Below are 25,134 nucleotides of genomic sequence, written 5' to 3' on the forward strand. Positions count from 1 at the left end.
TATGCTGGTTATTTTTTTTTACTTTTCAGGCATGCTAAGATATCATTATATGTCGGGCTTTATAAATATTTGCGACAGACAAGGTACAATACAAAAGTATAGATACCTGAAAGGATGGAGACTTTTTTATGAATTTCAAAAAAATAGGTGTCATCGGCGGTGGCACAATGGGACAAGGTATTGCTGAAATGCTAGCTGCCAAAGGTCTGGATGTATTACTGGTGGAGAAAACCGCAGAGAAACTGGACTACTCTTACGAAATGATCGAGACAAGTCTAGATAAGCAGCTGGAGAAGTGGGCAATTACTCAAGCAGAGAAGAAGCTAATTCTTAGCCGCATTCAAAAAGTGACACATTTCGCGGAGCTCAGCTCTTGTGACATGGTCATCGAAACTATTGTTGAGGATTTGGAAGAAAAGAAAAAGATTTTAAATCAATTGGATCAAGTATGTCCAAACAACATTATTCTTGCTAGTAACACGTCGACACTCAGCTTGACTGAGCTTGCTAGTTCTACAATGTATCCGGAACGCGTGATCGGTATGCATTTCATATATCCTGTAGCTAAAGTGGATCTTGTAGAAATCGTACGTGGTCTGAAAACTTCAGACGCTACTTTTGAAGATACAAAGTCCTTTGTGGATGAAATTGTTGAGAAAAAAGGTGTAATGATTTACGAATCCCCAGGATTTGTGACTTCACGCCTCATTTGCTTGCTTATCAATGAAGCTATGCATGTGCTGCAAGAGGGTGTTGCCTCTGCACAGGATATTGATGACGCTATGCGTATCGGATATCAATTCCAATACGGACCGCTTGAAATGGCTGACAGATTCGGCTTGGATTCGGTTCTTGCAGCGCTTGAAAATATGTTCCGTGAATATGGCGAACTGAAGTACCGCCCTTCTACAATTCTCAAGAAGATGGTACGTGCAGGACAACTGGGTATGAAATCAGGAGAAGGCTTCTTCAAGTACGACAAGGATGGTGACCGTGTATGAATATTCTAGTTATTAACTCAGGTAGTTCTTCTTTGAAATATCAGCTGTACAATATGGACGATGAATCGGTTTTGGCTAAAGGTTTGGTAGAACGTATTGGAATGGATTCCTCCATTCTGAATCATAAACCGACTGGTAAAGCAGAAGTGACAGAAGTAAGCGAAATTCTGGAACATAATACAGCGATCCGTAAAGTCCTTGCTTGTCTTACAGACAAAGAGCATGGTGTGATTGAATCCATTAATGAAATTAACGCTGTAGGTCACCGTGTAGTGCATGGTGGTGAGTTCTTCAACGCTTCCGCGCTTGTTGACGCTGATGCAAAGACTAAAATTCGTCAATTGATTGACCTTGCACCACTGCATAACCCAGCAGCAATGATGGGGATTAATGCAACCGAAGTAAATATGCCAGGTGTACCGCAGGTTGTTGTATTCGATACTGCATTCCACCAAACAATGCCTGAAAAAGCTTATATGTACGCTATTCCTAGAGTGCTGTACAATAAATATAAAGTTCGTCGTTATGGCGCACATGGTACATCACATGACTTCGTAAGCAAGGCTGCTGCGGAGTACTTGGAGCGTCCGCTGGAAGACCTGAGGATCATTACTTGCCATATCGGTAACGGTGGTAGTGTAACAGCAGTTCAAGGTGGAGTATCCGTGGATACTTCCATGGGTATGACCCCTCTGGAAGGATTGATGATGGGTACTCGTAGTGGTGATCTCGACCCAGCGATTGTCCCTTATGTAATGAACAAGGAAGAATTGTCCGTAGGCGAAGTTAACTCCATGTTGAATAAACATAGTGGTCTCTTAGCAATTTCGGGCGTAAGCAGTGACATGCGTGATATTATTGATGGTATGGAAAAAGGTGAGCCTAATTCCACGCTAGCTTTTGAAATGTATGAGTACCGCTTGCGCAAGTATATCGGTTCATATACAGCTGCCATGAACGGTGTAGATGCGATCGTATTTACTGCCGGTGTTGGTGAAAATGCTTCATTACTTCGTGAGAAACTGCTAAATAACCTTACTTTCTTGGGTATTGAGTTGGATGCTGAAGCTAACAAAGTTCGTTCCGGCGATCCACGTCGTATCTCTACGGTAGATTCCAAGGTACAAGTGCTAGTAGTTCCGACAAACGAAGAACTTGTCATTGCACGTGATACACACCGTATTGTGCAAGGAATTAACTGCTAAATTAGAGGAGAGATTGAAGGCATGGCTAACAAGAGTGTAATTAAGAACGTGAATGAACATGTTGGAGAGAGTGTTGTTATTGGCTGTTGGGTAAACAACAAGCGCTCCAGTGGTAAAATTCAGTTCCTGCAGCTTCGCGATGGTACAGGTTATATTCAGGGAGTTGTAGTGAAATCAGAAGTGCCTGAAGAGGTATGGGATGCAGCTAAGAGCCTCACACAGGAAAGCTCTTTGTATGTGACCGGAATTATTCGCGAGGAACCTCGCAGTCAATCTGGTTTTGAAATGACTGTAACTGGAATTGAAGTTCTGCATCTTACAGAGAATTATCCGATTACTCCGAAAGAGCATGGCGTAGATTTCTTGATGGATCACCGTCACCTCTGGCTACGTGCCTCGAAGCAACGGGCTGTTCTGGTAATTCGTGCAGAAATTATTCGTGCAATCCAACAGTTCTTCAACGAGAGTGGATTTACAAAGGTGGATCCTCCGATTCTGACGCCAACGTCAGCAGAAGGAACTACTAACTTGTTCCACACTAAGTACTTCGATGAGGACGCCTATTTGACACAAAGTGGACAGTTGTACATGGAAGCTGCGGCAATGGCACTTGGCCGTGTGTATTCCTTTGGACCAACTTTCCGTGCAGAGAAATCGAAGACTCGTCGCCACTTAATCGAGTTCTGGATGATCGAGCCAGAAATGGCCTTTACAGATCACGAAGAAAGCTTGAAGGTTCAGGAAGAGTTTATTAGCTTCGTAGTGCAATCCGTATTGAAGAATTGCCGTGCTGAGCTGGAAGCGGTAGGACGCGATATTTCCAAGCTGGAGAATATCAAAGCACCATTCCCGCGTATTACTTATGACGAGGCGATCAAGTTCTTAAACGATAAAGGCTTTGAGGATATTGCTTGGGGTGATGATTTCGGTGCACCTCATGAAACAGCTATCGCAGAAGCATACGATAAACCTGTATTTATTACTCATTACCCTGCTTCTTTCAAAGCGTTCTACATGAAGCCAGATCCAAATCGTCCGGAGGTTGTACTGTGTGCGGATATGATCGCTCCAGAAGGCTATGGAGAGATTATTGGTGGTTCACAGCGGATCGATGATCCTGCACTGCTTGAAGAGCGTTACAAAGAGCACAATCTTTCGATGGATGCTTACAAATGGTACATGGATCTGCGTACTTACGGATCTGTACCTCACTCTGGTTTTGGACTTGGGCTTGAGCGTACTGTAGCTTGGATCTGTGGTCTTGACCATGTACGTGAAACCATTCCGTTCCCACGTACACTGTATCGTCTCTACCCATAAGTTCTTATATTTGAAGGGGGACGTTCATGGACGGCAAAGGATGGAGTACCTGGGGCGAAGGCGTCTCCTTCGGTCTGGAGAACGGAATGGCCGTCATACCTTACGCATTACTGAAGTATTACCGGAAGCTGAATTTAAGCGGAAGTGAAGCCATGCTGCTCATACATCTGCTTTCTTTCAGGCAGGTGGAAGGGATTGAATTCCCTTCTCTTGAGGAGCTTCAGGTCGTAACAGGCCGTAGCATATCTGTACTAGCAGGAGAATTGCAGAAGCTCATGAAGGAAGGTTTTATTAGCATCGATGGCGACAACGATGAGCTAAGAGACATCCATTATGAACGCTACAACTTCTCAGGGTTATACGGAAAGCTAGGTGCTTATCTAGCGACGGTTGTGCAAGAGCATGAGCAAGATAAGCACGTGGGGACCAATACAACTTCGGCACCGCGGTCTACTTCAGGGGGCGGATTCGGCGGAAAGCCCCCCTCATCTCCTTCTCAACTTGGAGCTGAAGAGGAAAGCCGAAATCTGTTCAGTATTTTCGAGAAGGAATTCGGGCGTCCGCTATCTCCAATGGAGTGTGAGACGATATCTAGCTGGGTGGATCAAGACCGGTACCCTGAAGAGCTAATTCTGTTAGCGCTGAAGGAATCTGTATTTGCAGGTAAGGTTCATTTCCGTTATATCGATCGAATATTGCTGGAATGGGCCCGTAACCGGGTCAAGAACGCTCAGGATGTTAAGAACTATACACAAAAATTCCGCAATGGTGGAAGATAGATCGTTCAGGAGAGAACCGCATTGCTTTAGCCTCTCGCTAAAGCCAGTGCGGTTCTTTTTTTACGTAATATAAGGAACGATCAAGGGTATAAGCAGCACAGTGTAGCTCAAAGATGCTGATGGTTTGACAAAACTGTAACGATTACCGATGAATAAACCTGCAAAAGTACATTTTTTAATGATACGCTGAGGGCTAAAGCGATAATTCCTGCAAATCTGCAGTTATTCTTACTTCAAATGAAGTCTTCGAGCTATAAGTGAGAATATACCTGTACATTTGCAGTTTTAGGATTTAATGAAGAGAATATCTGCTCAAAAAACTGTACTCATGCAGGTTTCATTAGTCCAGCGAAAGGTACGGATGGATAAGAGGGAATAACATTTTCAAAGTGGGATGTGAGCCGAGGGCTCATGAAAGTTTTTTGGAATCTTTTTTAAAAAAGTGCAGGGGTAGTTGAAATCGAGTGCGTCTATTGCTGTGGGAAGGAGGGGAGAGTCATTGAAGAAGAGGTGTTAATCAAGCGGATTTGCCAAGGAGACGAAGATGCGTTCCGGCAATTTGTAAATACATACAGTCAGCAAATATACAAAATTACTTATTCTGTATTACGCGATGTCAAGATGGCCGAAGATGCTGCCCAGGAAGCTTTTTTACAAATGTACAAATCTCTCCCTGACTACCGTTATCAAGGTTTGAAATCATGGATTACTCGGATCGCCTTAAATAAGGCAATCGATGCCAAACGTAAACGTGATCGACTTAGAGAACTATCCGTTGACTATGAGCTTGTACTGAGCCAGACGGCTTCCAACGAGGAGGATGTGTTGTCAGGAGTTGTACGCCGTGATCGAATGGATCGGCTGCTCTGTGAAATCAATAACCTACCAGAAACTCATCGTGCAATTATGGTGGCTTATTATCTGGAGCATAAAAAATATGATCAGATTGCTGCAGAGCAGGGGATTTCCCTGAAGACGGTAGAGTCCAGATTATATAGGGCGAGACAATGGATTCGAAATCATTGGAAGGAGGACGAATGGCTATGATGAAGCGTGGAGACGATCCAATCCATCGTGAACAAGCAAATGCTTATATTGAAGGTCAAATGGACGAGGCGATCAGAGAAGAATGGGAACGATTGCTGCTGGAAGATGAAGAAACGTTTAATTCCTACGTGGGAATGCTGGATGAGCTACAGGAGGATCTGCCTTCATTGGAGAATTCGTCTGCTTTTACAGAAAGAGTTATGGGAGATTGGGCTAAAATGACGGAATCTTCAGCAGCATTGGAACAAGTAGCGGTTGAAGAAGGGGGACGAATATATCGCTGGTATGAAAAGACAATCTTTCATTATGCGGTTGCCGCGTCACTTACGCTGTTGATAATGTCTTCCGGTATGTTTGATAAGCTGCTAACGGGTCAAATGGAGCTCATTGTCCCTAAAAAAGATAATTCACCATCATTTAGCGAGCAAGTCATACAGGCCACTAGCGGATGGTTAGATCAGTTAATGGGCAGCAGATAGTTATGAGAGGAGAAATGAAACATGCAACAGCAGCGTAGTAGATTAAAAGCTTTTTTTCTGAATTTGATTCCTGGAGCAGGTCATTATTATATGGGGAAACGCCCACAGGGAATTGTTTATCTTCTGTTAAGCTTTGGCATCTTATTTATGTCATTCTTAATAGCAGTGGCTGAAGGTGACGAAGAGTTTCTAGCGATGGGTGCTGTAGGCTTCTTTATCATAGGGACCCTTTCGATGATTCATCTGGTGGTTAAAATGCTGCAGATGCCTGCGCCTATTTTAGCACCGGATGGAACAAAGCTAGAATACAGTTCTTTTGTGCCCGTTAAAACAGAGGACAATGAGCGTGTACATGTAATCTTATTATCGTTCATTCCTGGATTGGGTCATTTTCACATGGGACTGATGCAGCGAGGTTTGTCCTTCCTCATTTCATTTTTCGGTTTCATGACCGTAATGTTATTCCTGACAGGTATAACGTCAAGTGATGCTTTTTTACTCCTATTTGGTGTATTACCAGTAATCTGGTTATATTGTATGTTTGATGCGGTTCAGTTAATCCATCGCAAGCAAGCTGGAGAAGAGCTGCTAGACCGCACTTTATTCGAAGAGATGGAGGCTGGTCGTGAGGAGGGGCGCCGTAGCAAAGTATTGGCAACACTGCTTTCTGCTTTTCCGGGTGCCGGACAAATGTATTTGGGACTGCAAAAAAGAGGATTACAGCTCATGCTACTTTTCTTGGGAAGTATTTATGTCATGGACTTGCTGCGATTAACTTTGCTTTTCTTCTTGATCCCTGTCATTTGGTTTTACAGTTTGTTCGATGGTTTACAGCTGGTCAGCCGATATGGACGTGAGCCCTTGCAGGATAAGCCAGTCATCGAAGGATTCATGAATCATCAAGGGTGGCTCGGAGCTGCACTGATGTGTCTAGGGCTGTATTACATTGTAGTGAATGTCGCAGTTCCCGCACTGGATATTAGATTTCCTGAATGGCGTCTGGGATACAGAGTCAATGAGTACTTCAGGACCATTATCGTATCTGTACTCTTGATCGGCGGTGGTTTGAAGTTGTTAGTTGGAAATAAGAATAATAAAGGCAGAAAAGGGACGGGTGGTCATTCTTGAATAATCCAATAGAAGTGCAGCCGGGAGTCATTGTTCCAAGTGAGCATCCTGTAACTGAAGAAAAGTCAAGACGCTGGCGTGTAGGGACGTTGTCGATGGGACTGAGTCTTTTATTTCTAGGAGCATTAATTATGGTCTCGCAGTGGAGGGGCGCGGAAGTGTTTGAGACGAAGCTTGCTTGGTGGCCGATTATTTTTATCTTACTAGGTTTAGAAATTGTGATATATACTTTATGGTTTCGTGGAAAAGGAAAAATGTATTATGACGTGCTAAGCGTTCTGTTCGTAGGGTTTATCGCTGTGTGTTGTCTGATTTTTGCGGGATTTAGTTCCTTAGGATTAACGCAAGAATTCCGTCGTACCGTCTCAGCGGCGGAAGAAAGTTATGCATTACCAGATTGGAAGGGAGCTGTTCCAGAAGGCGTTAGTACCATCATTATCCAAGCTGCCGAGCCTTATGGGATTAAAGTTGATCAAACGGGTGGGAGCGAGCTGAATGTATTTGGAAGTTATTTCTCAAATAAAGGGAAGCTACAAGAAGCTCAAGAGCAACAGCTGCTTCAAACTAAGCATGTTGGGAACACGCTATACATTATCTTAGGGAAAATGCCTAGAGATCTGCTATTTGATAACTCCAGGAATGCACTGGACGTGACTGTTGGGGCTCCGGCTAATGTAAAAGTGATCGTTCGAGATACTTATGGGAATGTAGTAAAGAGCTAATCTCAGCCTTATTATCAAAATATAAAAAAGATCGCTTCCCATACCCTTATCGGTTAGGAAGCGATCTTTTTTGGTTATGGATGCAGCTCTTTCGCAAGAGTAGCTCCCATTTCACGGGAACGCTCAGCACATCGATTTACTGCCGAAATGACTGTTTCAAAGAAGTCCCCTTGCTCAAGCACTTCTATCGCAGCTTGTGTGGAGCCATTCGGGGAAGTAACCTTCTTACGTAGAGCAGCTGGATCCTCACCCGTCTGCTGCACCATTCGGGCAGCGCCTAGAACCGTTTGAACGGTTAGCTGCGTACTTTGATCAAGCGGCAGTCCACCCCGGATACCAGCAGCGATCATGGCTTCCATCATGTAATAAATGTAAGCAGGTCCACTGCCGGAAATACCCGTCAAGGTTTCCATGCGTTCTTCATCAATAACTGTTGTAAGTCCAACAGCTTCAAAGATGTTAAGTGCTAGGCGTCGGCCTTTCTCATCGACTTCTTTGGAGAAGGCTATGCCGGTGGCACCAAGACCAATTGAACTAGAGGTATTTGGCATAGTACGTACGATAGGTTGCTCTTTGTCGAGCAGACCCTGCATCGTTCGAATAGACAGTCCAGCGATGACAGAGACAATGATCTGATCTGGAGAAAGAAGTGGGCCGAGTGCTCGTAACGCTTCTGCAGCGTCTTTTGGTTTCATCGCTAGCACGATTACTGGTGAGTTCCGTAGATACTCTGTTTTTTGCTCAGGATCATTTGTTCCAATAACGCCATATCGGCTTCTTAGTTCAGCCAGACGTTCACTACTGCTGCGATTAAGCATAATAACATTGTCGGATTTCACAATATTGCGGCTAATCATCCCGCGAACGATGGCTTCTGCCATTGAGCCTGCACCATGAAAAACAATATTATGATTCATAAGTGGAATGGAAGGTTGCTGACACATGGCTAAAGTCCTCCTAAAGGTTGTGTAATTGGAAATAGATAAGTGGATATGTGGATACTAACCCCGAATTTGACCCGTTCCGTAGATCTTATATTTGGTTGAAGTAAGGGCCGGCAGACCCATCGGACCCCGAGCGTGGAGTTTCTGCGTACTAATGCCAATCTCTGCACCGAATCCAAATTCAAAGCCATCTGTGAAACGGGTAGAGGCATTGTGATAAACAGCAGCAGCATCAACCTCTTGCAAAAAGCGTGAGGCATTATTCTGATCTTCTGTTACGATACATTCTGAATGCTTTGTACCATACTGGGCAATATGCAGTAAGGCTTCGTCCAAATCACTAACGATTTTGATGTTCAGGATATAATCGTTATATTCTGTAGCATAGTCCTCTAGAGTTGCAGGTAATGCCCATGGAACGAGGGATACCGTTTCTTGACAGCCTCGTAATTCTACTTTAGCATCACGGAAGGCTTCGGCTAAAGAAAGCAGATGTTCACTTGCGTATGCCTTATGAATAAGTAAAGTTTCCATGGCGTTACAGACAGAAGGGCGCTGTGCTTTGGCATTTATGCTAATATTTTGAGCCATTTCAGGCAACGCGCTTGCGTCGAGATAAGTATGGCAGATGCCGGCTCCCGTTTCAATTACAGGAACAGTTGCGTTAAGCACCACATTTTGAATAAGAGAACTACCTCCACGTGGGATAATCACATCCAGGAGTCCGTTCAGCTTTAGCATTTCGTCTACAGAGGAACGATTGGGATCTTCAATCAGCTGTAGCGCGTTCTGTGGCATAGAAGTTCCTGCGAGAGCACTGTGTAGAACCTCGACAATTTTACGGTTGGAGGACAGCGCAGAGGAACCACCACGCAGTACAACGGCGTTGCCAGTCTTGAGACATAGTCCAGCAGCATCTACTGTCACATTTGGACGCGCTTCGTAGATGATACCGATCACACCAAGCGGAACACGGAGCTTCTGGATGTTGAGACCATTCGGGCGTTCAATGCTTTCTAGCGTATCACCGATAGGGTCTGGTAATACGGCAATTTGTTGAAGTCCTTCGGCAATGCTGTTGATTCGGTCCACATCTAATGCAAGTCGGTCGAGCATGGACTCAGGTGTGCCAGAAAGACGTCCTCGTTCAAGATCCTCTGTATTAGCGGCGATAATCGCTGGGGCTTCGCGGCGAAGTGCATCGGCCATAACGAGCAGTGCTTCATTTTTTTGGCCTGTTGTTAAGTTAGCTAATACTGCTGTGGTTTCTTTGGCTAATTTTGCTTTATTAATAACTTCACTCATGACGATTCCTCCCTAAATTTTTGTATGGAAAAGATCTTTTACCTCAGTGTAATCCATTCGTCACGGTGTATGACCTCTAGCCGGTGCACTTCTCCCAGCTTTGGTACAATCTCACGACTTGGTAAACCTTGAATACTGCGTAGCTGCGAGTCATCATAATTCACAATCCCGCGTCCCAGCAGCTTGGAATCAGGTCCAAGGACCTCTACAACATCACCTGCGTGAAAGTTGCCTTCTATCTGTTTGACGCCGACAGGTAGCAGACTGTGACCGCCATGGAGTAGAGCTTCTACGGCCCCCTCATCCACGTATAACGAGCCGAGTGGGGTGGACATAAAGCCTAGCCATTGCTTTTTGACGGGGAGAGACGATAGCTTGGTTGCAAAATAGGTGCCTCTACCAGTCCCCGCGGCTGCGAGTTGTAAATCACCTGGTTCGGTAGCTCTACCAACAAAGACAGGCACACCGCCTCGTGTAGCGATCTTGGCAGCATCAATTTTTGAGCGCATACCCCCCGTTCCTACACTAGAGCCAGCTCCGCCGGCAATAGCATAAATCTCCGGTGTAATATCATCAACGAACTGATAGCGTACAGCATCTGGATGCTTCCGAGGGTCTCCACTGTATAAGCCATCCATGTCGGTTAAGACCAGTAGTCTAGAGGCTTTCAATAGGTTAGCGACTAGTGCTGACAGAGTATCGTTATCACCAAATTTAAGCTCATCCACAGACACTGTGTCATTCTCGTTAAATACTGGCACCGCCCCTTGCCGTAACAACTCCTCTACGGTCATCATCGCATTATTCATTGCTTTTCGACTGCAGAAATCGGTACGGGTTAATAATATTTGGGCAGTTGTAATTCCAAGCTTGGCAAAGGCTTCTTGATATGCCTGCATGAGCAGTACTTGACCTACGGCTGCTGCGGCCTGCTTCTCGTGTAGAAGTTTTGGCCGTGTAGGATAACCGATACTGCGAAAGCCTGCGGCTACAGCACCGGAGGTTACCAATAACACCTCGCAGCCGTTTTTCTTTAATTCGGCAATCTCTGAAGCAAAGAAGGAGACTGCTTCGTGATTTAATCCGCCCTCAGTTCCAGTCAGCGAGCTGCTACCTATTTTGACTACGATTCGTGTCGTCATTTCTGTTCACTTCCTCTTAATTAATAGATCCTGAAAACGACAAAAAGCCCCCATCCTTAGACTTAGCAAAGGACGAAAGCTTGTAAACTTCCGCGGTACCACCTTCATTGATGAGGGATCATCCGACTTCATTCTCGTAACGGGAGGATCCGTCCTGTTTAGCACAGGCCGCTCGGGGGTAGGATTCGGAACGAAAACCGCGGTAAATTCTTTCAGCCTGTCGGAATTTACTCTCTAGGCGCGGTTAGACTCATTCTTACTGGTCCCGTCTGCACGTTTCACTTATTTTCAATAGAATACCATGGAGATCGTCGCATTGCAAAGGAAAAACGAAGGATATTTCTCGTATCAGAGAGCTTTAAATATTATGTTTAACCTCTAAGCGAAAGGGTAAAGTACTTATAATCTGTTACAGGAGGTGGATTAAATTGACTAGAGACAACAATGCCAAGCAGGAACAGAATCAAGATCAGAGTGAATTGACAGAGCTGCAGAATAATGTCACTCGTGAGTTTGTGGAAAATCACACTGGGACACCTAACGATAATGGTTCGGTTAATGAAAGTACAGCTCGGGTGTCGGATGATCAGAACCGCCTGATTACACAGCGGAATATGCGTAAATAAACTCGGGATTTTAAAAGAAAAACTTGCAAAAAGTGCCCCACTACCATGAAGATGGTTACTGGGGCACTTAATATTGCTGTAGATAAGATTAGGAGAACCTAAGCGTCTACTCTTCGGTTAATTCAGATACTGTTGATTTAAATGTTTCTACAAATGCCTTTGCGGCCTTGGATAAATAACGTCCACGTCGATAAGCCACGACTAGCGTACGGCTAGGTGCAGGATCAGCGAGCGGTAAGTAAACTGGAACGAATTCACTCCGCGGTGCACGAGCAATAAAATGAGGTACAAGAGTGACTCCCATACCAGTAGCAACTAGAGACTGTACCGTCTCCATGTTATTACTCTCAAAGACGATTCGTGGCTCAAATCCGGCTTTCCGGCACAGCTCTACAGTCATTTTACGGAAACCTTGACCTTCCTTAAGTACGATAAAGGGCTCGTTCTTCAGCTCTTCCAGAGAAGTTCTTGTTCCATCTAAGCTTCGTTTAGCGAGTGGATGTTCGGGTGGGACTGCTAGATCAATCCTTTCCTCACCAAGCTCTTCGTAAGCTAGAGCCGGAATTTCGAGCGGTAATGAGAGCAGGCTTAGATCGGTCTGACCACTCGCAGTGAGCTTCTCTAGATTCATAGAGGAGTCTTCCAGTAGTGTGATTTCTACTTCAGGATAATTCTGTTTAAAAACCGGAAGCACATGCGGTAGTAAATGTGCACCTGTAATGGGCATACTGCCAACGACAACACGCCCGGTACGCAGTTCAGAAATATCAGACATTTCTTGTCGCAGCAGTTCTACACCATCAATAATGTTTTGGGCTTGCTCCACGAATTTCGAACCGGCATAGGTCAGTTCAACGGAGCTGGTATTACGATGAAACAGCAGTACGCCGAGCTCTTTTTCCAGTTTGGAAAGCTGCTGACTGAGTGATGGCTGGGCAATGTGCAGCTTGTCCGCTGCACGAGAGAAGTTTTTTTCGGCTGCGATTTGCAGCACATATTGCAGTTGTCTCAGTTCCATGTATGAGCTCCTTGGTAAATTGATTTACTTATAAGTATAACCTATAAATACGAAGTGTTGTATAGGTGCTTATGTGAACTCATACTCACAGAGGTTCAGCGATAGATAAACGAATTCCTGGCGAATTCAGCCCAATAATTGAATTGCTCCTGATCCCAATGCTGCCAATCAGCGGGAGCATTGGGATTTTATTACACTTTGCGGGCCGGAGAGATGCTTTGAGGGTTGTTGAATATATTTCCCGGGTCATATTTAGCTTTGACTCTCCGTAATCTAGGATAGTTCGCTCCATAATATACCGGTCCGGAATTTTTAATTCCTTGGTCTGGGACGTTGATGTAGCTCCCCACGATAAAAGGTTGCAGCTTTCGACGTGTATTTCGTACTACGAATATATTTCTAGCAGCGTCCGATTTCTTGATCCATGAGCTATTCCACTCTACATAGAATTTCGCTTTACGCCAGTAGAAGGCTGTAGATTTAAGTGACTTACGGCTTACAGCTCCACCCCAGTTGAGGAAAAAGAAACCTGCGAACTCTCCCTCCACTTTCTCTAAGAATTCACGCATGGACTTAATTGCCTTGTCCGGGAAGGGTTTTCTTACGAAACCGCTGGAGAACTGGTTGCTGACTCTTTGAGTTAGCACTGGATCGGGAGCTAACATAAAACTCACTACTTTTGTATAGGGCAAAGAGCGGATGATTTGATTCGTAGGCGTTCCAATGCTCGTAACTGGCTTTAAGAGGCGGCTAGCCTCTGCTTTTGATCCGAGGAAGAGCCCCAACATAGTGACATTACCACCTTTTTTCGGACCAATGGATAATTCACTGCCCAGTTTGGTATTAACGGAAGGAGCCCATAACTGCCAAGCTTTGAATACCTTCTCGAACTGATCCCAGGGCCAGGTGATGCGAAATACGGTAGCCGAAGCTGGAGCAGGACGTACTTTGAATTTGTAACTGGTGTAAACTCCGAAATTACCCCCGCCACCTCCGCGGGAAGCCCAGAGGAGATCAGCGTTACTATTCTTATTGGCACGAATAATTCTCCCTTTGGCATCAACCATTTCGAGTTCGATAAGATTATCACTAACAAGGCCCACGGTTCGTTGGAGCGGCCCGATTCCCCCGCCTAGGGTGATGCCTCCGATTCCAACCGTAGGGCTATCACCAAAGGGAGCCATATATCCTTGCCCAGCAAGCGTGTGTGCAATTCTCCCCACTGTATTTCCAGTACCCACAACAACAGTTCCTGATTTTTTATTTAGTTTGATTTTCTTCATTTCACTTACATCGATGACAATTCCTCCGGTGATCTGTGAAAGATTAACCTCCAGAGAATGTCTACCGCTTCTTGCTCGGATGGGGATTTTATTCTCATTAGCCCATTTTATGGCGTTCGCAACATCTTGTGTTTTTTGTGCGAAGACAAACACTTTCGGGAATTTGTCGGTATGCGGATCCCAATTTTTTCGTGCCGCGTCATACCCTTGATCACCTTTGAAAATAATTCGCCCGGTAAGTCTCGTTCCTGACTTCACTTGTTCCAACTCCTTCTGAGCTACTAGCACGTAATATAGTATGAAGGGCATTGGTCTATGGAATGGGCTGACGCGGAGTGAAACTTTCCAGAGGTCAATGGTGGGATAGAATGATAATACGCCTTTATGAACAATAAAGAGGATCCATATAAACAAACGAGTAGCAAAACTCCCCTAATCTATCTTATAGTTTAAACCTATCACTTTTATAGATATCATATCTTGGAATTATAAAGAAGGTGATGTTATATTTAGATCATTCAAGAGAGACTCCACGCTCTCTTCCAATGAACGATTCTATTAATGAGGTGAAATTATGAGCAACAAGACAATGTTTGAGAAAATTTGGGATAATCATGTTATTCATCAAGAGGAAGGTAAGCCTAGCATTATTTATATCGATCTGCATTTGGTTCATGAAGTAACTTCCCCACAAGCTTTCGAAGGACTTCGCCTCAGTAACCGTAAGGTTCGCCGTCCTGAACTAACGTTCGCTACGATGGACCACAACGTGCCTACCAAGGATCGTTTTAACATTAAGGATCCAATTTCTAAGCAACAAATTGATACGCTTTCTAAGAACTGTGCTGATTTTGGTGTGAGATTGTTCGACTTGAATGATATTGATCAAGGCGTTGTACACGTAATGGGTCCTGAAATCGGCTTGACTCACCCGGGCAAAACTATTGTTTGTGGTGACAGCCACACCTCCACACATGGAGCTTTCGGTGCGCTGGCCTTTGGTATCGGAACTAGCGAAGTTGAACATGTAATGGCTACCCAATGTTTGCAACAATCGAAAGCTAAGACTATGGAAGTTCGCTTTACGGGTAAACGCAACCCTGGTGTAACAGCAAAAGATATGATTCTAGGTGTTATTGCTAAATACGGAACTGATTTTGCAACAGGTTATGTTATTGAGTATACAGGCGAGGCTATTCGTGAGCTGTCGATGGAAGAACGTATGACAGTCTGCAACATGTCGATCGAAGGTGGAGCAAGAGCCGGCTTGATCGCTCCAGATGAAACTACATTTGACTATCTGCGTGGACGTCAGTATGTGCCGCAAGGCGAAGCTTATGACGCTGCTGTTGAAACATGGAAGGGGCTTGTAAGCGACGAGGGAGCTCAGTACGATACGGTTGTTGATTTCGATGTGGAGTCTTTGATTCCTCAAGTAACCTGGGGAACTAGCCCGGGTATGGGAACGGACATCAACTCAAGTGTACCGAATCCGGCTGATTTCACCACAGAAAATGAACGTAAAGCTGCTGAAAAAGCACTTGAATATATGGATTTGACTCCGGGTACGCCAATTTCTGAAATTCCGATTGACTATGTATTTATCGGTTCTTGTACGAACGGACGGATCGAAGATTTGAGAGCCGCAGCCGTGGTTGCAAAAGGTCATAAGGTATCTGATAAGGTTACAGCAATTGTTGTACCAGGTTCTGGTCGTGTTAAAATGCAGGCTGAGAAGGAAGGGCTTGATAAAGTCTTTACGGATGCGGGCTTTGAATGGCGCGAAGCGGGATGCAGCATGTGCCTTGCGATGAACCCTGATGTACTGCAACCTGGGCAGCGCTGCGCATCTACCTCGAACCGTAACTTTGAAGGACGTCAAGGACGCGGTGGACGCACGCATCTGGTATCCCCAGCTATGGCTGCTGCAGCTGCAATAAAAGGTCGTTTCACTGATGTACGTGATTGGAACTATAAGACGGAAGCCGTCAGCTCATAGAACTAGAGAGAACACGGGAGGATAAAACTATGGATGCTTTTAAAAAATTAACAGGAATTGTTGCACCAGTAGATCGGGTGAATGTAGATACGGATGCGATTATCCCAAAGCAGTTCTTGAAACGGATTGAACGGACGGGATTTGGACAATTTTTGTTCTTCGAATGGCGTTTTGATGAAGCTGGTAACGATAACGCTGCTTTTGAAATGAATAAACCACGCTATAAAGGTGCTTCTGTCTTGATCTCGCGTGCTAACTTTGGCTGTGGTTCCTCACGGGAACATGCACCTTGGGCGATTATGGATTATGGGTTCAGAGTTGTCATTGCACCTTCTTATGCAGATATCTTCTACAACAACTGCTTTAAGAATGGCATTCTGCCGATTAAGCTTTCGGAAGAGCAAGTTGATGAGCTGTTTAATCGGACAGCTAAGCATGAAGGCTACCAGCTGACAGTGGATCTTGAGAGCAATACACTTCATGATGAATTTGGATTGAGTATCAACTTTGATTTGGATGAGCACCGCCGTCAGTTCTTGCTGCAAGGTTTGGATGATATCGGGTTGACCCTTCAGCACGCAGATGAAATTGCTGCTTATGAAGAGCGTCATGCGGCCAAGTTATTCTCTTAATAATAGGATATTACTGGTTTCATTCTTAACCTTTACAAAAATTACGCAAAACTTCTATTTCCGGGTGTCGGAAATAGAAGTTTTTTTGCTATAATCGAAATATTCATTGGTGATAAAGGAAACATTTGGTGTTTTCTGTCGTCTAACTACTTATCTAGATCTATTACTTGCAGAAGGAGCGGGAAAATGAGAAGAGTTGGGTATCGTACGTTGCTGCTATTGTTGCTGCCATTATTATTACTATCATTTACTGGACATGAAGCTGCCGCAGCTGGTAGTAGCTCAGGCAGAATCATTATGGACAATCAAGAGCTTGCTTTACCGAAAGGAATTAAACTTGAGAATGTCAATGGTAGCGTTATGATACCTGTCAGAGTGGTAGTGGAGAATCTCGGGTTTGAGGTGTTATGGGAGCAGCAGGCCCGCAAAGTAACTGTTCACCAAGATGGTAAAAGCATTGAGCTGGCTGTAGGACGGAAAACAGCTGATGCTGATGGGGTAACGTTTGATTTAAACGCAGCACCTAAGCAAAGTGGTGGTACAGTTCTCGTTCCAATTCGTTTCGTAAGTGAACAGTTCGGTCTGAAGGTTGGCTGGGATAACAGTGATAAAACAGTCTATTTGACGGGTGGACAAGCTTCGGTGGCTACACCTGGGGGAACTGTTACAGGCCCAACTGCAACCAATACTCCTTCTCCATCTCAGATTACTACACCAGGAATCGATAACGGCACAACCGCTGGAAGTATTATACCTTCACCTAGTCCAACACCTACACCACAAACATCCACAGTACCGGGAAGCACAGGTGTGAATGCAGCAGGACCTTTAGTAAACGGGGTAGCCTTCACTGAGAATCGATTAATCGTCGCTGTTTCTGGGGGTACTAAACCAAGCATCACAAAAATGAGCAATCCAGATCGAATCGTTATGGATTTTCCTGGCGCGGCGTTTGCTCCTAATTTCGTTGGAGGCCTACCGAGTATTACCGCAAATGGAAGTCCGCAAGGGAAGCTGGATGTTTCAGGTTACCCACTAGTTTCTGAGATTCGCTATGCATTGTTCAGTGTAAGCCCTTCCACGGTTAGGATCGTGATTCAAACGCTCGGAAGTCAACCCTATCAACTAATTATTGATGAAAGCACTGGACTGGTGACACTTGATTTGAACGTTACAAGTAGTGAAGGGAATACCACAGGTGGTAACGGAATGACTGGGAAGCCAATTGTGGCTCTCGACGCAGGTCATGGAGGGACACAGTCTGGGGCAGTCAGCCTCACGGGCAAGCTGGAAAAAGACTTCAATCTAGCTGTTATCCGTAAAGTACAAACACTCCTAATGCAGGAAGATTTGGTTGATGTCGTGTTTACTAGAACTGAAGATATTACACTTGGCCTTCAAGATCGAGTGAAAATCGCAGAAGCGGCAAAGGCTAATCTATTTATTTCAGTGCATGGGAATTCGCTGGAGCTGGGTTATCCGAATAGAGAGAAAATAAATGGCAGTGAAACCTACTATTCGCGGAGTGAGAGTCTGCCATTTGCTCAGATTATGCACAAACATCTGGTAGCAGGTACTGGGTTCAAGGACAACGGAGTAAGAGCGAAAAGTCTGCATGTTACACGAGAAACCAGTATGCCGGCAGTACTTCTAGAAGCAGGATATCTTACAAACACAGGGAATGAATCAGCAATGTATAGTGAGCTGCTTCAAGACCAATTAGCGAGGGAAATTGTAGCTGGTATTAAGGAATACCTAGGACTTTAATGCATGATGTTGGTGAGATTTCTCATTTTTTATGGAATATATTCGCAACCTTTATAGATTATTAGCGTCTAATAGAGGTCTGACTTTCCCGTAGACAGGCCATCACGATCGCCATTCACAGGCGAATACTAGATTTAGAGGTGAAGAATGAAGAAATTCAGTTTGATGTTGTTTTTGTTACTCTTTGTATTGGTTTTTCCTGAGAACGGACATGCTGCTGCCGGGAATAGCAAGATTTATCTGGACGGTAAAGAGCTGACCGCAGGGCAAAGTGTCCCGGTTGAGAATGTGAATGACACGATCATGGTACCGTTAAGATTGATCTCCGAAAGCCTTGGATATAGCGTGGGCTGGGATCAGAAGAGCAAGACGGTAACGATTGAACAGCAAGGAAAGGTCATCAAACTGATTGTAAATCAAAAGACAGCCTCAGTTGATGACAAGACAGTATCGCTTACCACGGCCCCAATTCTTCGGAGTAATACGACACTTGTACCGATTCGGTTCATAAGTGAACAGTTTGGTCTAACTGTATCGTGGGATAATGCGAAGAAGATTGTTTATCTTATTACCCCAGGAATCTCAGATGATAACGGTAGTTCCGATGGAGATTCTGGAAATGGTGGATCAGAAGTTGTGGTCCCGCCGGTAGATCCTTCTAAGAATTTAACGATGGTAAATGGTGTGAGCTTCAGTGAAAATCGTTTGATCATCGCCATGGATGGTAATTCAGATCCAAAAGTGACGGCGATGACTGGGCCGGATCGGTTAGTGGTTGATTTACCGAATGCCACCTTCTCAGACCTGTTTGGCACAGGACAAATCCTTGATCCTGACCTTAACGGTAGCCTGGAAGTGAAAGATTATCCAGATGTATCAGGAGTACGATACTCCCTTTATAGCACAAACCCTTATACAGTACGTTTTGTAATCGATTTGAACCATGCGAAGAATTATAACGTTAGCGTAACAGGAGACGAATCTAAGCTAGTTGTAATCGATCTAAATGCGGAAAGTACGGATGATACTGCAACACAACCAGGAAATAACGGCAGAAAGCTTGTAGTATTAGATGCAGGGCATGGAGCTAAAGATTCTGGAGCAGTGGGTGTCACAGGTAAATACGAGAAGAATTTTAATTTGGCCATCGTACTTAAGACAGCTGAATTGCTGAAAAAAGAAAATAATATCGACGTCGTATTAACACGTAGTAATGATACTTTCTTGGAGCTCAAGGAAAGAGCGGCAATGGCTAATAATTTAAAAGCAGATATATTCATATCAGTGCACGCCAATAGCTCAGCATCCTCATCAGCTAGTGGAACAGAAACGTATTATCAACGGGAGGCTAGTAAGTCTCTTGCGAAGGTGATGCATAAGTATCTTGTTCAAGCTACAGGACTTAGTGATCGTGGGGTACGATACGGGAATTTCCATGTTATCCGCGAAACGAAAATGCCTGCTGTATTACTTGAGGTGGGATACCTTAGCAGCAAGAAAGATGAGGCACTGCTCTTTTCGGAAGCATCACAAAATAAAGTTGCTGCTTCAATAGTGAGTGGAATTAAGGAATATTTGGGTATAAAATAACAGACCAGTGGCAGACGAGCGCCGCAAAGTCAGCTTTCTGCTTTTATTTAAAAAGGCAAGAAGTGGTTTTGCGGTACCTGTCTGCCCGTATTCATCTATAGGAGGCGTTGATTAATGATGAAACATAAATGGAGTACGATTGGGATTGCCACACTGCTTCTGCTAGTGATTGCTGGCTGTGGAGATAAGCCTACTGCGGCTCCTGCAAATGGAGTGGAGCAAGATACTTCGAATGTTGCAAGTGGTGCGGGGGAAAGTACACAGGCTCCAACCGATGATCCAGGAAACGAAGTGGCTAGTACGCCTCAACCGGCAGTAGATAATAACAAAACAGAAACTCAGGCAACTGCGAAGCCAGTAGCAGAGGAGAAGCAAAAACAGAGTCAAAGTATAGAGGCTTATTATACGAATTCACAAGTTATGGATTTGGTTCCTGCTAAGACTAATATCAGCTTCTCGAACGATGTGGAGAAATATACAGAGACGTTCAAAACATTGCAAAGTAACGAGAAGACTGAGCTTGTACCGTTATGGGATAAGATTGAACTGAAATCGTTAAAGTTTGTAGATGGTCAAATCGTGATGGATATTCATAAACCAGAAGAAGCACAGCTTGGCGCTGGGGGGGAGTCCTTAGCGATTACTTCTCTTGCAAAAACCTATTTTCAATTTGATGAAGTGAAGAGTATCGAAGTTTTGGTAGATGGTGAAAAGGTTGAAAGTTTGATGGGGCATGTGGATCTAATGCATCCTATAACTCGAGATAATAGCCAAATGTAATTACAACAAAGGAATAAGGGATCTAACTGACGAATTTTAAATTATACTATTTATTTGAGTCATAGAGAGGGGAATAATCTATTGTCCGCGCAAAAAAGGTCAAAACGTCCATTGAAGGCTTATTCTACTAAGGCAGTATCGGCTGTTATGGCTGGAGTCATGGTTTTTGGAGGCGCAAGCGCAGTATTTGCAGATACAGCTGCTCCGGCAGCAGCAACATCTACCACTACACAAGCTGTAGGGATTTTTAGCGATGTGAAGACAGGCTTTTGGGCTGAAAAGCATATTTATAAACTAGCATCACAAGGTATTGTGGTAGGAAATAATGGTTTGTTCCGTCCGGGAGATTCTGTAACACAACAGGAAGCTGTGCTTATGGCGTTACGGTTTATGAAGCTACAGGATAAAGTAGATAATTCTTCTGCTGTAGCTTTGCCTACTGATTTTAAGGTTTCAAATTATTACAAGGATTATGTTGTTCTAGCGTTTCAACAAGGTCTTTTGGATAAAACTACGGAAATGTCTCCTGATAATCTGAAGACATCTTGGGGGGAACGTAAAGCATCCCGCGAATGGATTGCTGAACTGTTAATTCGTGCACTAGGCAAAAGTGCAGATGCAGCCGTTGCAGCTAGTGAGCCGACAGGCTTTGCAGATGATGCTAAAGTGTCTGCAAACAAGAGAGGGTACATCAACGTTGCTGTTGATCTAAAATTAGCCAACGGTGTTGATGGTAATCGCTTTGATCCACAAGGGGCTGTGACCCGTGCTCAATTGGCTACCTTTTTCAGTCGGGCGGAAGCCCATAATACGATTGAATATGATAACACTTACACAGGAACAATTAGTCAATTGAAAGATGGGAAACTGACCGTGTTTAATAACGGAAAGTCTACTACATATAATTTAGGTGCTAACACCGCTTATTATACTAACACTTCTGAAAGCAGAATTAATTTAAGTGATGTACAGCCTTTCACGAAGGTTACCGTTATTGGGGCAGCAGATAATGCAGCCTATGTTGAAGTGCTGGATCCTACTCAACAAATTGAGAGCCTATCCGGAAACTTTGCAATGGTAGCTCCAGGTAATAAGCTATGGCTGAAATCAGCTACTGGGTTCACTGAATATTACTATGATGAAACAACAACCTTTGTAGATGCGAATGGGACTCCAATTGAACCTGCTTCTCTGGTAGCAGACAGTGTAGTTACGTTGCAGCGCGAGACGTATAGTGGATCACATAAAGTGGTTAAGGTTCAAGTGACTTCAGGGGTTGTTAACAAAACTACAACAGGAACCATTCAAAGTGTAGATCTTACTGGCAAAAGCATTACCTTTAAAAATGCTGCCGGTACGGTGGAAACCTTTAAATGGGAGGATGGAACTTCCTTATTTACTTACCAAGCATCCGTGTTGCAGCCTGCAGAGTTGAAGATAGGTTCTGCTGTTAAATATACGGTTAAAGAAAATGTGATTCGTTCAGTAGAAGTAACAGAGGGTATTGAACGGACCGTTCAGGGCGTTCTTAACGAACTGACAAGCTCAACAGTAGTTTATAAAAAAGCGGACGGAACTCGTGAAGTTAAGCTGTTAGGTACTAAGCCAGCGATTGTTATTCCAAACGTGAACAGCGCTGTGGCTGATGATCTTATAGCGGATGCAGTCGGCGGAGACAAGATTCAGCTTACGCTGAACAGCAGTGATCAAGTCACAAAAATTGAAGTGTTAAGCCGTCAAATTGAGCAGTATAGTGGAGCGACGGTTATTGATTATAATACTAAAACTCATCTGTTGACCGTTATGGATACTGATAAAAAGGCCCATGTCGTTCAGTTGGATGAAAAAACAAAGCTGTTGATTGAAGGTGCACTTCCTAACTTAACTAATATGGGTACGAAACTTATTGAGAACCGTAAAGTAAATGTAAAAGCAATAGGACAGAGGGCTTTGTCTTTGGAAATTGTCACAAAGTACGAAGGAACCTTGACTGCGGTTAATTCTTCTTCGAAAACTATTGTATTGAAACTTAATGATGGACAAACTTTAACGATGCCTTACCCGCAACTTATTGATCTCTTTGGAAAGACCAATCCAACGTTAAGCGATATTCCTGTTGGCAGTAATGTGACAGCCTCACTGACAACTGGCCAGGATCTAATTGCAGTATTGAAAGTGAAGGCAGTTTTACAAGTTGAAGCGGCAACTGTTAATTCCGGAACCAACCGTTTGAGCGTTAAATGGAATGGTGGAACTAGTGAGATCAATACTGCGGCGCTCCCAATAACAAATGAAGCTGGTGAGAGCATTAAGATAACCGCTTTGAAATCGGGAGATTTTCTCAATGTAACCTTTGATGGTAGTTCACCGCTCGCTATTCAGACAGTAAAGCTTACTACTGGTCAGATTAGTTCAGTAGATGCTGCAGCGAATAACCTAGTTGTGAAAGAGTACGCTGGTGCTGCACAAAACTTCGCTGTAAGCGGTGGAGTCAGAATTATTCGTGATGGCTCGACAACAACTGCTCTTAGTAACTTAACAACGGCGGATAGAGTGGAGATTCGTAAAGATACGGATGGAGCTACAGTCATTCGTGTGTTACCTCAATTAACTCGGTCATTCTCTCGCTATGAGAGTACGACGAATTCCTTGGTAACTAAAAGAGCTAATTTGAACGATAAATACCAGTTCACTCTTGCTTCAAATGTATATATTCATCAAGGAGATACGACATTATCCGTGCAATCTCTGAAAGAAAATGATAATATTATAATGTATTTCAATAATGATATTGTGGTTGAAATTGTGAAACAATAGTAGCAATGGTGGATTTCCGAGTGAATCACCGTCTTGACACAGGGGCTTTGCCTGCGTCAAGACGTTTTTTTTGAAATATAAGAGCACATTAGTATTGTATTTTCTTGAAATGTATGAAACCATACGTTATAATACAGACTTTGCTTATATTTCTTTACATTAGAGAGAACACGCTCATGTAGATTTTGCTGAGCGTAATTGCTCCGTGGAGGGGACACTATGAAAGTTGCAGAAGTCCGCCACATTTTGGATACCATTGGAGACTTGTTCCCTGATGCACATTGCGAGCTCAATCACAGTAACGCTTTTGAATTAACGATAGCGGTGCTATTGTCAGCCCAATGTACGGATGCAACGGTGAACAAAGTGACCGAGGACCTGTTCCAAAAGTACAAAGCCCCCATCGATTATATTTCTGTACCGTTGGAGGAATTGGAGGGGGATATCCGGCGCATTGGCTTATATCGTAACAAAGCCAAGCATATCCAAAGTCTGTGCTCTATACTCATAGAACAGTATGGTGGCGAGGTCCCTGAGGCTCATGACTTGCTTGTAACGTTGCCCGGTGTAGGTCGTAAAACCGCAAACGTAGTAGTATCCAACGCTTTTGGAGTTCCTGCCATTGCAGTGGACACGCATGTGGAGAGGGTTGCCAAACGACTTGCATTAGCAGGCTGGAAAGATTCTGTGCTGGAAGTGGAAAAGAAGCTGATGAAGGCTGTGCCACGTGACGAATGGACGATCACTCATCACCGGCTTATCTTTTTCGGACGCTATCACTGCAAGGCACAGAACCCAAAATGTCAAGTTTGTCCGCTCCTTGATGTATGTCGAGAGGGCAAAAAGCGTATGAAAACAGCTGTTGTCAGGAAAGCTAAAGATCATACGTCAAAAAGTTAGAGTTGAAGAAGAGGATGGGATAGAGATGAAATGCATTTCTGTATACACAGATAATTTTGAAGTGTTCTCGGATATTTTTGACCGCGTAGTGGAAAGCCCACTCGAAGAGAACGAAGAGCAAGAAGTAGAGGGAATCACAATCAGTCATTCCGGTGACGTACCAGAACATTATTTTGAGCGTATGTCCGTGAAACCAGAGGTTGTCGTAATGAGAGATAAATCTCGTGGTTTGACTATTCTGCAGCACGGAAAAGTATTCGAAATTCTGTTGCCTGTTTCGGAAACTGCATAAATTAGAGTGATAAAAGGAGTCGGCCCTAGGGGCTGGCTCCTTTTTTTGTTCTTACTTTCTTTAGCGAGAATAGCAGAAAGATGTTTGGTTAACCTCATTTCGTAGGAGATGATAGGTTATTTTGTAAGTAGTGTGTATTTAAATTGTGTCAAACTGGTGATAAACTGTAATTATTATTTATAAAAAGAGTTTCGCACTACATCTCAGAAATTGCATCTTAATAAACATTGCATAAGCATAAGCGCATTCGGCGTCCTTATAAGGACGGTAAGCGTTTAAGCGAGAAATATAAGGATAAAGTATATTGTGAAACGTATACTTTCTTATATTTTAAAAAAGAGTCTGAATTAGTATTCAT

General features: G+C 43.9%; 22 protein-coding genes. 17 read left to right on the forward strand and 5 right to left on the reverse strand.

The window, feature by feature from the left end:
- Nucleotides 1-128 precede the first annotated feature (128 nt).
- The 8 genes from NSS67_RS12915 (at nucleotide 129) to NSS67_RS12950 (ending at nucleotide 7,681) form a co-directional block, all read left to right on the forward strand.
- On the forward strand, nucleotides 129-1,001 hold the full coding sequence (locus NSS67_RS12915) for a 3-hydroxyacyl-CoA dehydrogenase NAD-binding domain-containing protein (protein WP_339319900.1): 873 nt from the start codon (nucleotides 129-131) through the stop codon (nucleotides 999-1,001).
- A complete protein-coding gene (locus NSS67_RS12920) occupies nucleotides 998-2,206 on the forward strand; it encodes an acetate kinase (RefSeq protein WP_339319901.1) in 1,209 nt (402 codons plus the stop codon). The genes NSS67_RS12915 and NSS67_RS12920 overlap by 4 nt, the downstream gene beginning before the upstream one ends.
- A 21-nt stretch (nucleotides 2,207-2,227) precedes the next feature.
- Nucleotides 2,228-3,526: an asparagine--tRNA ligase gene (asnS, locus tag NSS67_RS12925; RefSeq protein WP_339319902.1), complete on the forward strand. Its 1,299-nt coding sequence runs from the start codon at nucleotides 2,228-2,230 to the stop codon at nucleotides 3,524-3,526.
- Between the two features lie 26 nt (nucleotides 3,527-3,552).
- The gene (locus NSS67_RS12930) at nucleotides 3,553-4,305 is read left to right on the forward strand and encodes a DnaD domain protein (protein ID WP_339319903.1); all 753 of its coding nucleotides are present in this window, start codon (nucleotides 3,553-3,555) and stop codon (nucleotides 4,303-4,305) included.
- Between the two features lie 510 nt (nucleotides 4,306-4,815).
- The gene (locus tag NSS67_RS12935) at nucleotides 4,816-5,352 is read left to right on the forward strand and encodes an RNA polymerase sigma factor (protein ID WP_339319904.1); all 537 of its coding nucleotides are present in this window, start codon (nucleotides 4,816-4,818) and stop codon (nucleotides 5,350-5,352) included.
- Nucleotides 5,349-5,831 (forward strand): hypothetical protein, encoded by a 483-nt coding sequence (locus tag NSS67_RS12940; protein ID WP_339319905.1) that lies wholly within the window; start codon nucleotides 5,349-5,351, stop codon nucleotides 5,829-5,831. Before NSS67_RS12935 ends, NSS67_RS12940 begins: the two co-directional genes overlap by 4 nt.
- A gap of 21 nt (nucleotides 5,832-5,852) precedes the next feature.
- A complete protein-coding gene (locus NSS67_RS12945) occupies nucleotides 5,853-6,959 on the forward strand; it encodes a hypothetical protein (RefSeq protein WP_339319906.1) in 1,107 nt (368 codons plus the stop codon).
- Nucleotides 6,956-7,681 carry a hypothetical protein gene (locus tag NSS67_RS12950; RefSeq protein WP_339319907.1) on the forward strand — a complete coding sequence of 242 codons (726 nt, stop codon included), beginning with the start codon at nucleotides 6,956-6,958 and terminating at the stop codon, nucleotides 7,679-7,681. The genes NSS67_RS12945 and NSS67_RS12950 overlap by 4 nt, the downstream gene beginning before the upstream one ends.
- 74 nt (nucleotides 7,682-7,755) lie before the next feature.
- Here the strand turns inward: NSS67_RS12950 and proC are convergent, their stop codons facing one another.
- From proC to proB, 3 genes are read right to left on the reverse strand one after another with little or no spacing between them, the layout of a single operon-like run.
- A complete protein-coding gene (gene proC, locus NSS67_RS12955; protein ID WP_339319908.1) occupies nucleotides 7,756-8,625 on the reverse strand; it encodes a pyrroline-5-carboxylate reductase in 870 nt (289 codons plus the stop codon).
- A gap of 57 nt (nucleotides 8,626-8,682) precedes the next feature.
- A complete protein-coding gene (locus tag NSS67_RS12960; protein WP_339319909.1) occupies nucleotides 8,683-9,930 on the reverse strand; it encodes a glutamate-5-semialdehyde dehydrogenase in 1,248 nt (415 codons plus the stop codon).
- A gap of 38 nt (nucleotides 9,931-9,968) precedes the next feature.
- A complete protein-coding gene (proB, locus tag NSS67_RS12965) occupies nucleotides 9,969-11,072 on the reverse strand; it encodes a glutamate 5-kinase (protein WP_339319910.1) in 1,104 nt (367 codons plus the stop codon).
- Between the two features lie 428 nt (nucleotides 11,073-11,500).
- On the opposite strand from proB, the gene NSS67_RS12970 reads away from it, so the two are divergent.
- Nucleotides 11,501-11,698, forward strand: coding sequence for a hypothetical protein (locus NSS67_RS12970; RefSeq protein WP_339319911.1), 198 nt, complete (start codon nucleotides 11,501-11,503; stop codon nucleotides 11,696-11,698).
- 106 nt (nucleotides 11,699-11,804) lie between these two features.
- Here NSS67_RS12970 and NSS67_RS12975 read toward each other — a convergent pair whose 3' ends face one another.
- Together NSS67_RS12975 and NSS67_RS12980 are read right to left on the reverse strand one after the other, a co-directional pair.
- A complete protein-coding gene (locus NSS67_RS12975) occupies nucleotides 11,805-12,716 on the reverse strand; it encodes a LysR family transcriptional regulator (protein ID WP_339319912.1) in 912 nt (303 codons plus the stop codon).
- A 191-nt stretch (nucleotides 12,717-12,907) separates the two neighbouring features.
- On the reverse strand, nucleotides 12,908-14,257 hold the full coding sequence (locus NSS67_RS12980; RefSeq protein ID WP_339319913.1) for an FAD-binding oxidoreductase: 1,350 nt from the start codon (nucleotides 14,255-14,257) through the stop codon (nucleotides 12,908-12,910).
- A 316-nt stretch (nucleotides 14,258-14,573) separates the two neighbouring features.
- On the opposite strand from NSS67_RS12980, the gene leuC reads away from it, so the two are divergent.
- The 8 genes from leuC to NSS67_RS13020 all read left to right on the forward strand — a co-directional run bounded on the left by leuC (nucleotide 14,574) and on the right by NSS67_RS13020 (nucleotide 24,776).
- Nucleotides 14,574-15,998, forward strand: coding sequence for a 3-isopropylmalate dehydratase large subunit (gene leuC, locus NSS67_RS12985; RefSeq protein WP_339319914.1), 1,425 nt, complete (start codon nucleotides 14,574-14,576; stop codon nucleotides 15,996-15,998).
- A 29-nt stretch (nucleotides 15,999-16,027) separates the two neighbouring features.
- On the forward strand, nucleotides 16,028-16,630 hold the full coding sequence (gene leuD, locus NSS67_RS12990) for a 3-isopropylmalate dehydratase small subunit (RefSeq protein ID WP_339319915.1): 603 nt from the start codon (nucleotides 16,028-16,030) through the stop codon (nucleotides 16,628-16,630).
- A gap of 186 nt (nucleotides 16,631-16,816) precedes the next feature.
- Complete coding sequence (locus NSS67_RS12995) at nucleotides 16,817-18,397, forward strand: N-acetylmuramoyl-L-alanine amidase family protein (RefSeq protein WP_339319916.1); 1,581 nt, start codon at nucleotides 16,817-16,819, stop codon at nucleotides 18,395-18,397.
- A gap of 147 nt (nucleotides 18,398-18,544) precedes the next feature.
- Nucleotides 18,545-19,987 (forward strand): N-acetylmuramoyl-L-alanine amidase, encoded by a 1,443-nt coding sequence (locus tag NSS67_RS13000; protein ID WP_339319917.1) that lies wholly within the window; start codon nucleotides 18,545-18,547, stop codon nucleotides 19,985-19,987.
- 114 nt (nucleotides 19,988-20,101) lie between these two features.
- Nucleotides 20,102-20,767 carry a GerMN domain-containing protein gene (locus NSS67_RS13005; RefSeq protein ID WP_339319918.1) on the forward strand — a complete coding sequence of 222 codons (666 nt, stop codon included), beginning with the start codon at nucleotides 20,102-20,104 and terminating at the stop codon, nucleotides 20,765-20,767.
- An 81-nt stretch (nucleotides 20,768-20,848) separates the two neighbouring features.
- Complete coding sequence (locus NSS67_RS13010; protein WP_339319919.1) at nucleotides 20,849-23,584, forward strand: S-layer homology domain-containing protein; 2,736 nt, start codon at nucleotides 20,849-20,851, stop codon at nucleotides 23,582-23,584.
- Between the two features lie 219 nt (nucleotides 23,585-23,803).
- Entirely contained in the window at nucleotides 23,804-24,484 is a 681-nt protein-coding gene (gene nth / locus NSS67_RS13015; RefSeq protein ID WP_283908250.1) for an endonuclease III, read from the forward strand.
- A 25-nt stretch (nucleotides 24,485-24,509) separates the two neighbouring features.
- Nucleotides 24,510-24,776, forward strand: a complete 267-nt coding sequence (locus NSS67_RS13020) for a hypothetical protein (RefSeq protein ID WP_042129455.1) — start codon at nucleotides 24,510-24,512, stop codon at nucleotides 24,774-24,776.
- Nucleotides 24,777-25,134 lie beyond the last annotated feature (358 nt).

This window comes from Paenibacillus sp. FSL R10-2734 (genome assembly GCF_037963865.1).
In the GTDB taxonomy this organism is placed as follows: Bacteria; Bacillota; Bacilli; order Paenibacillales; family Paenibacillaceae; genus Paenibacillus_AQ.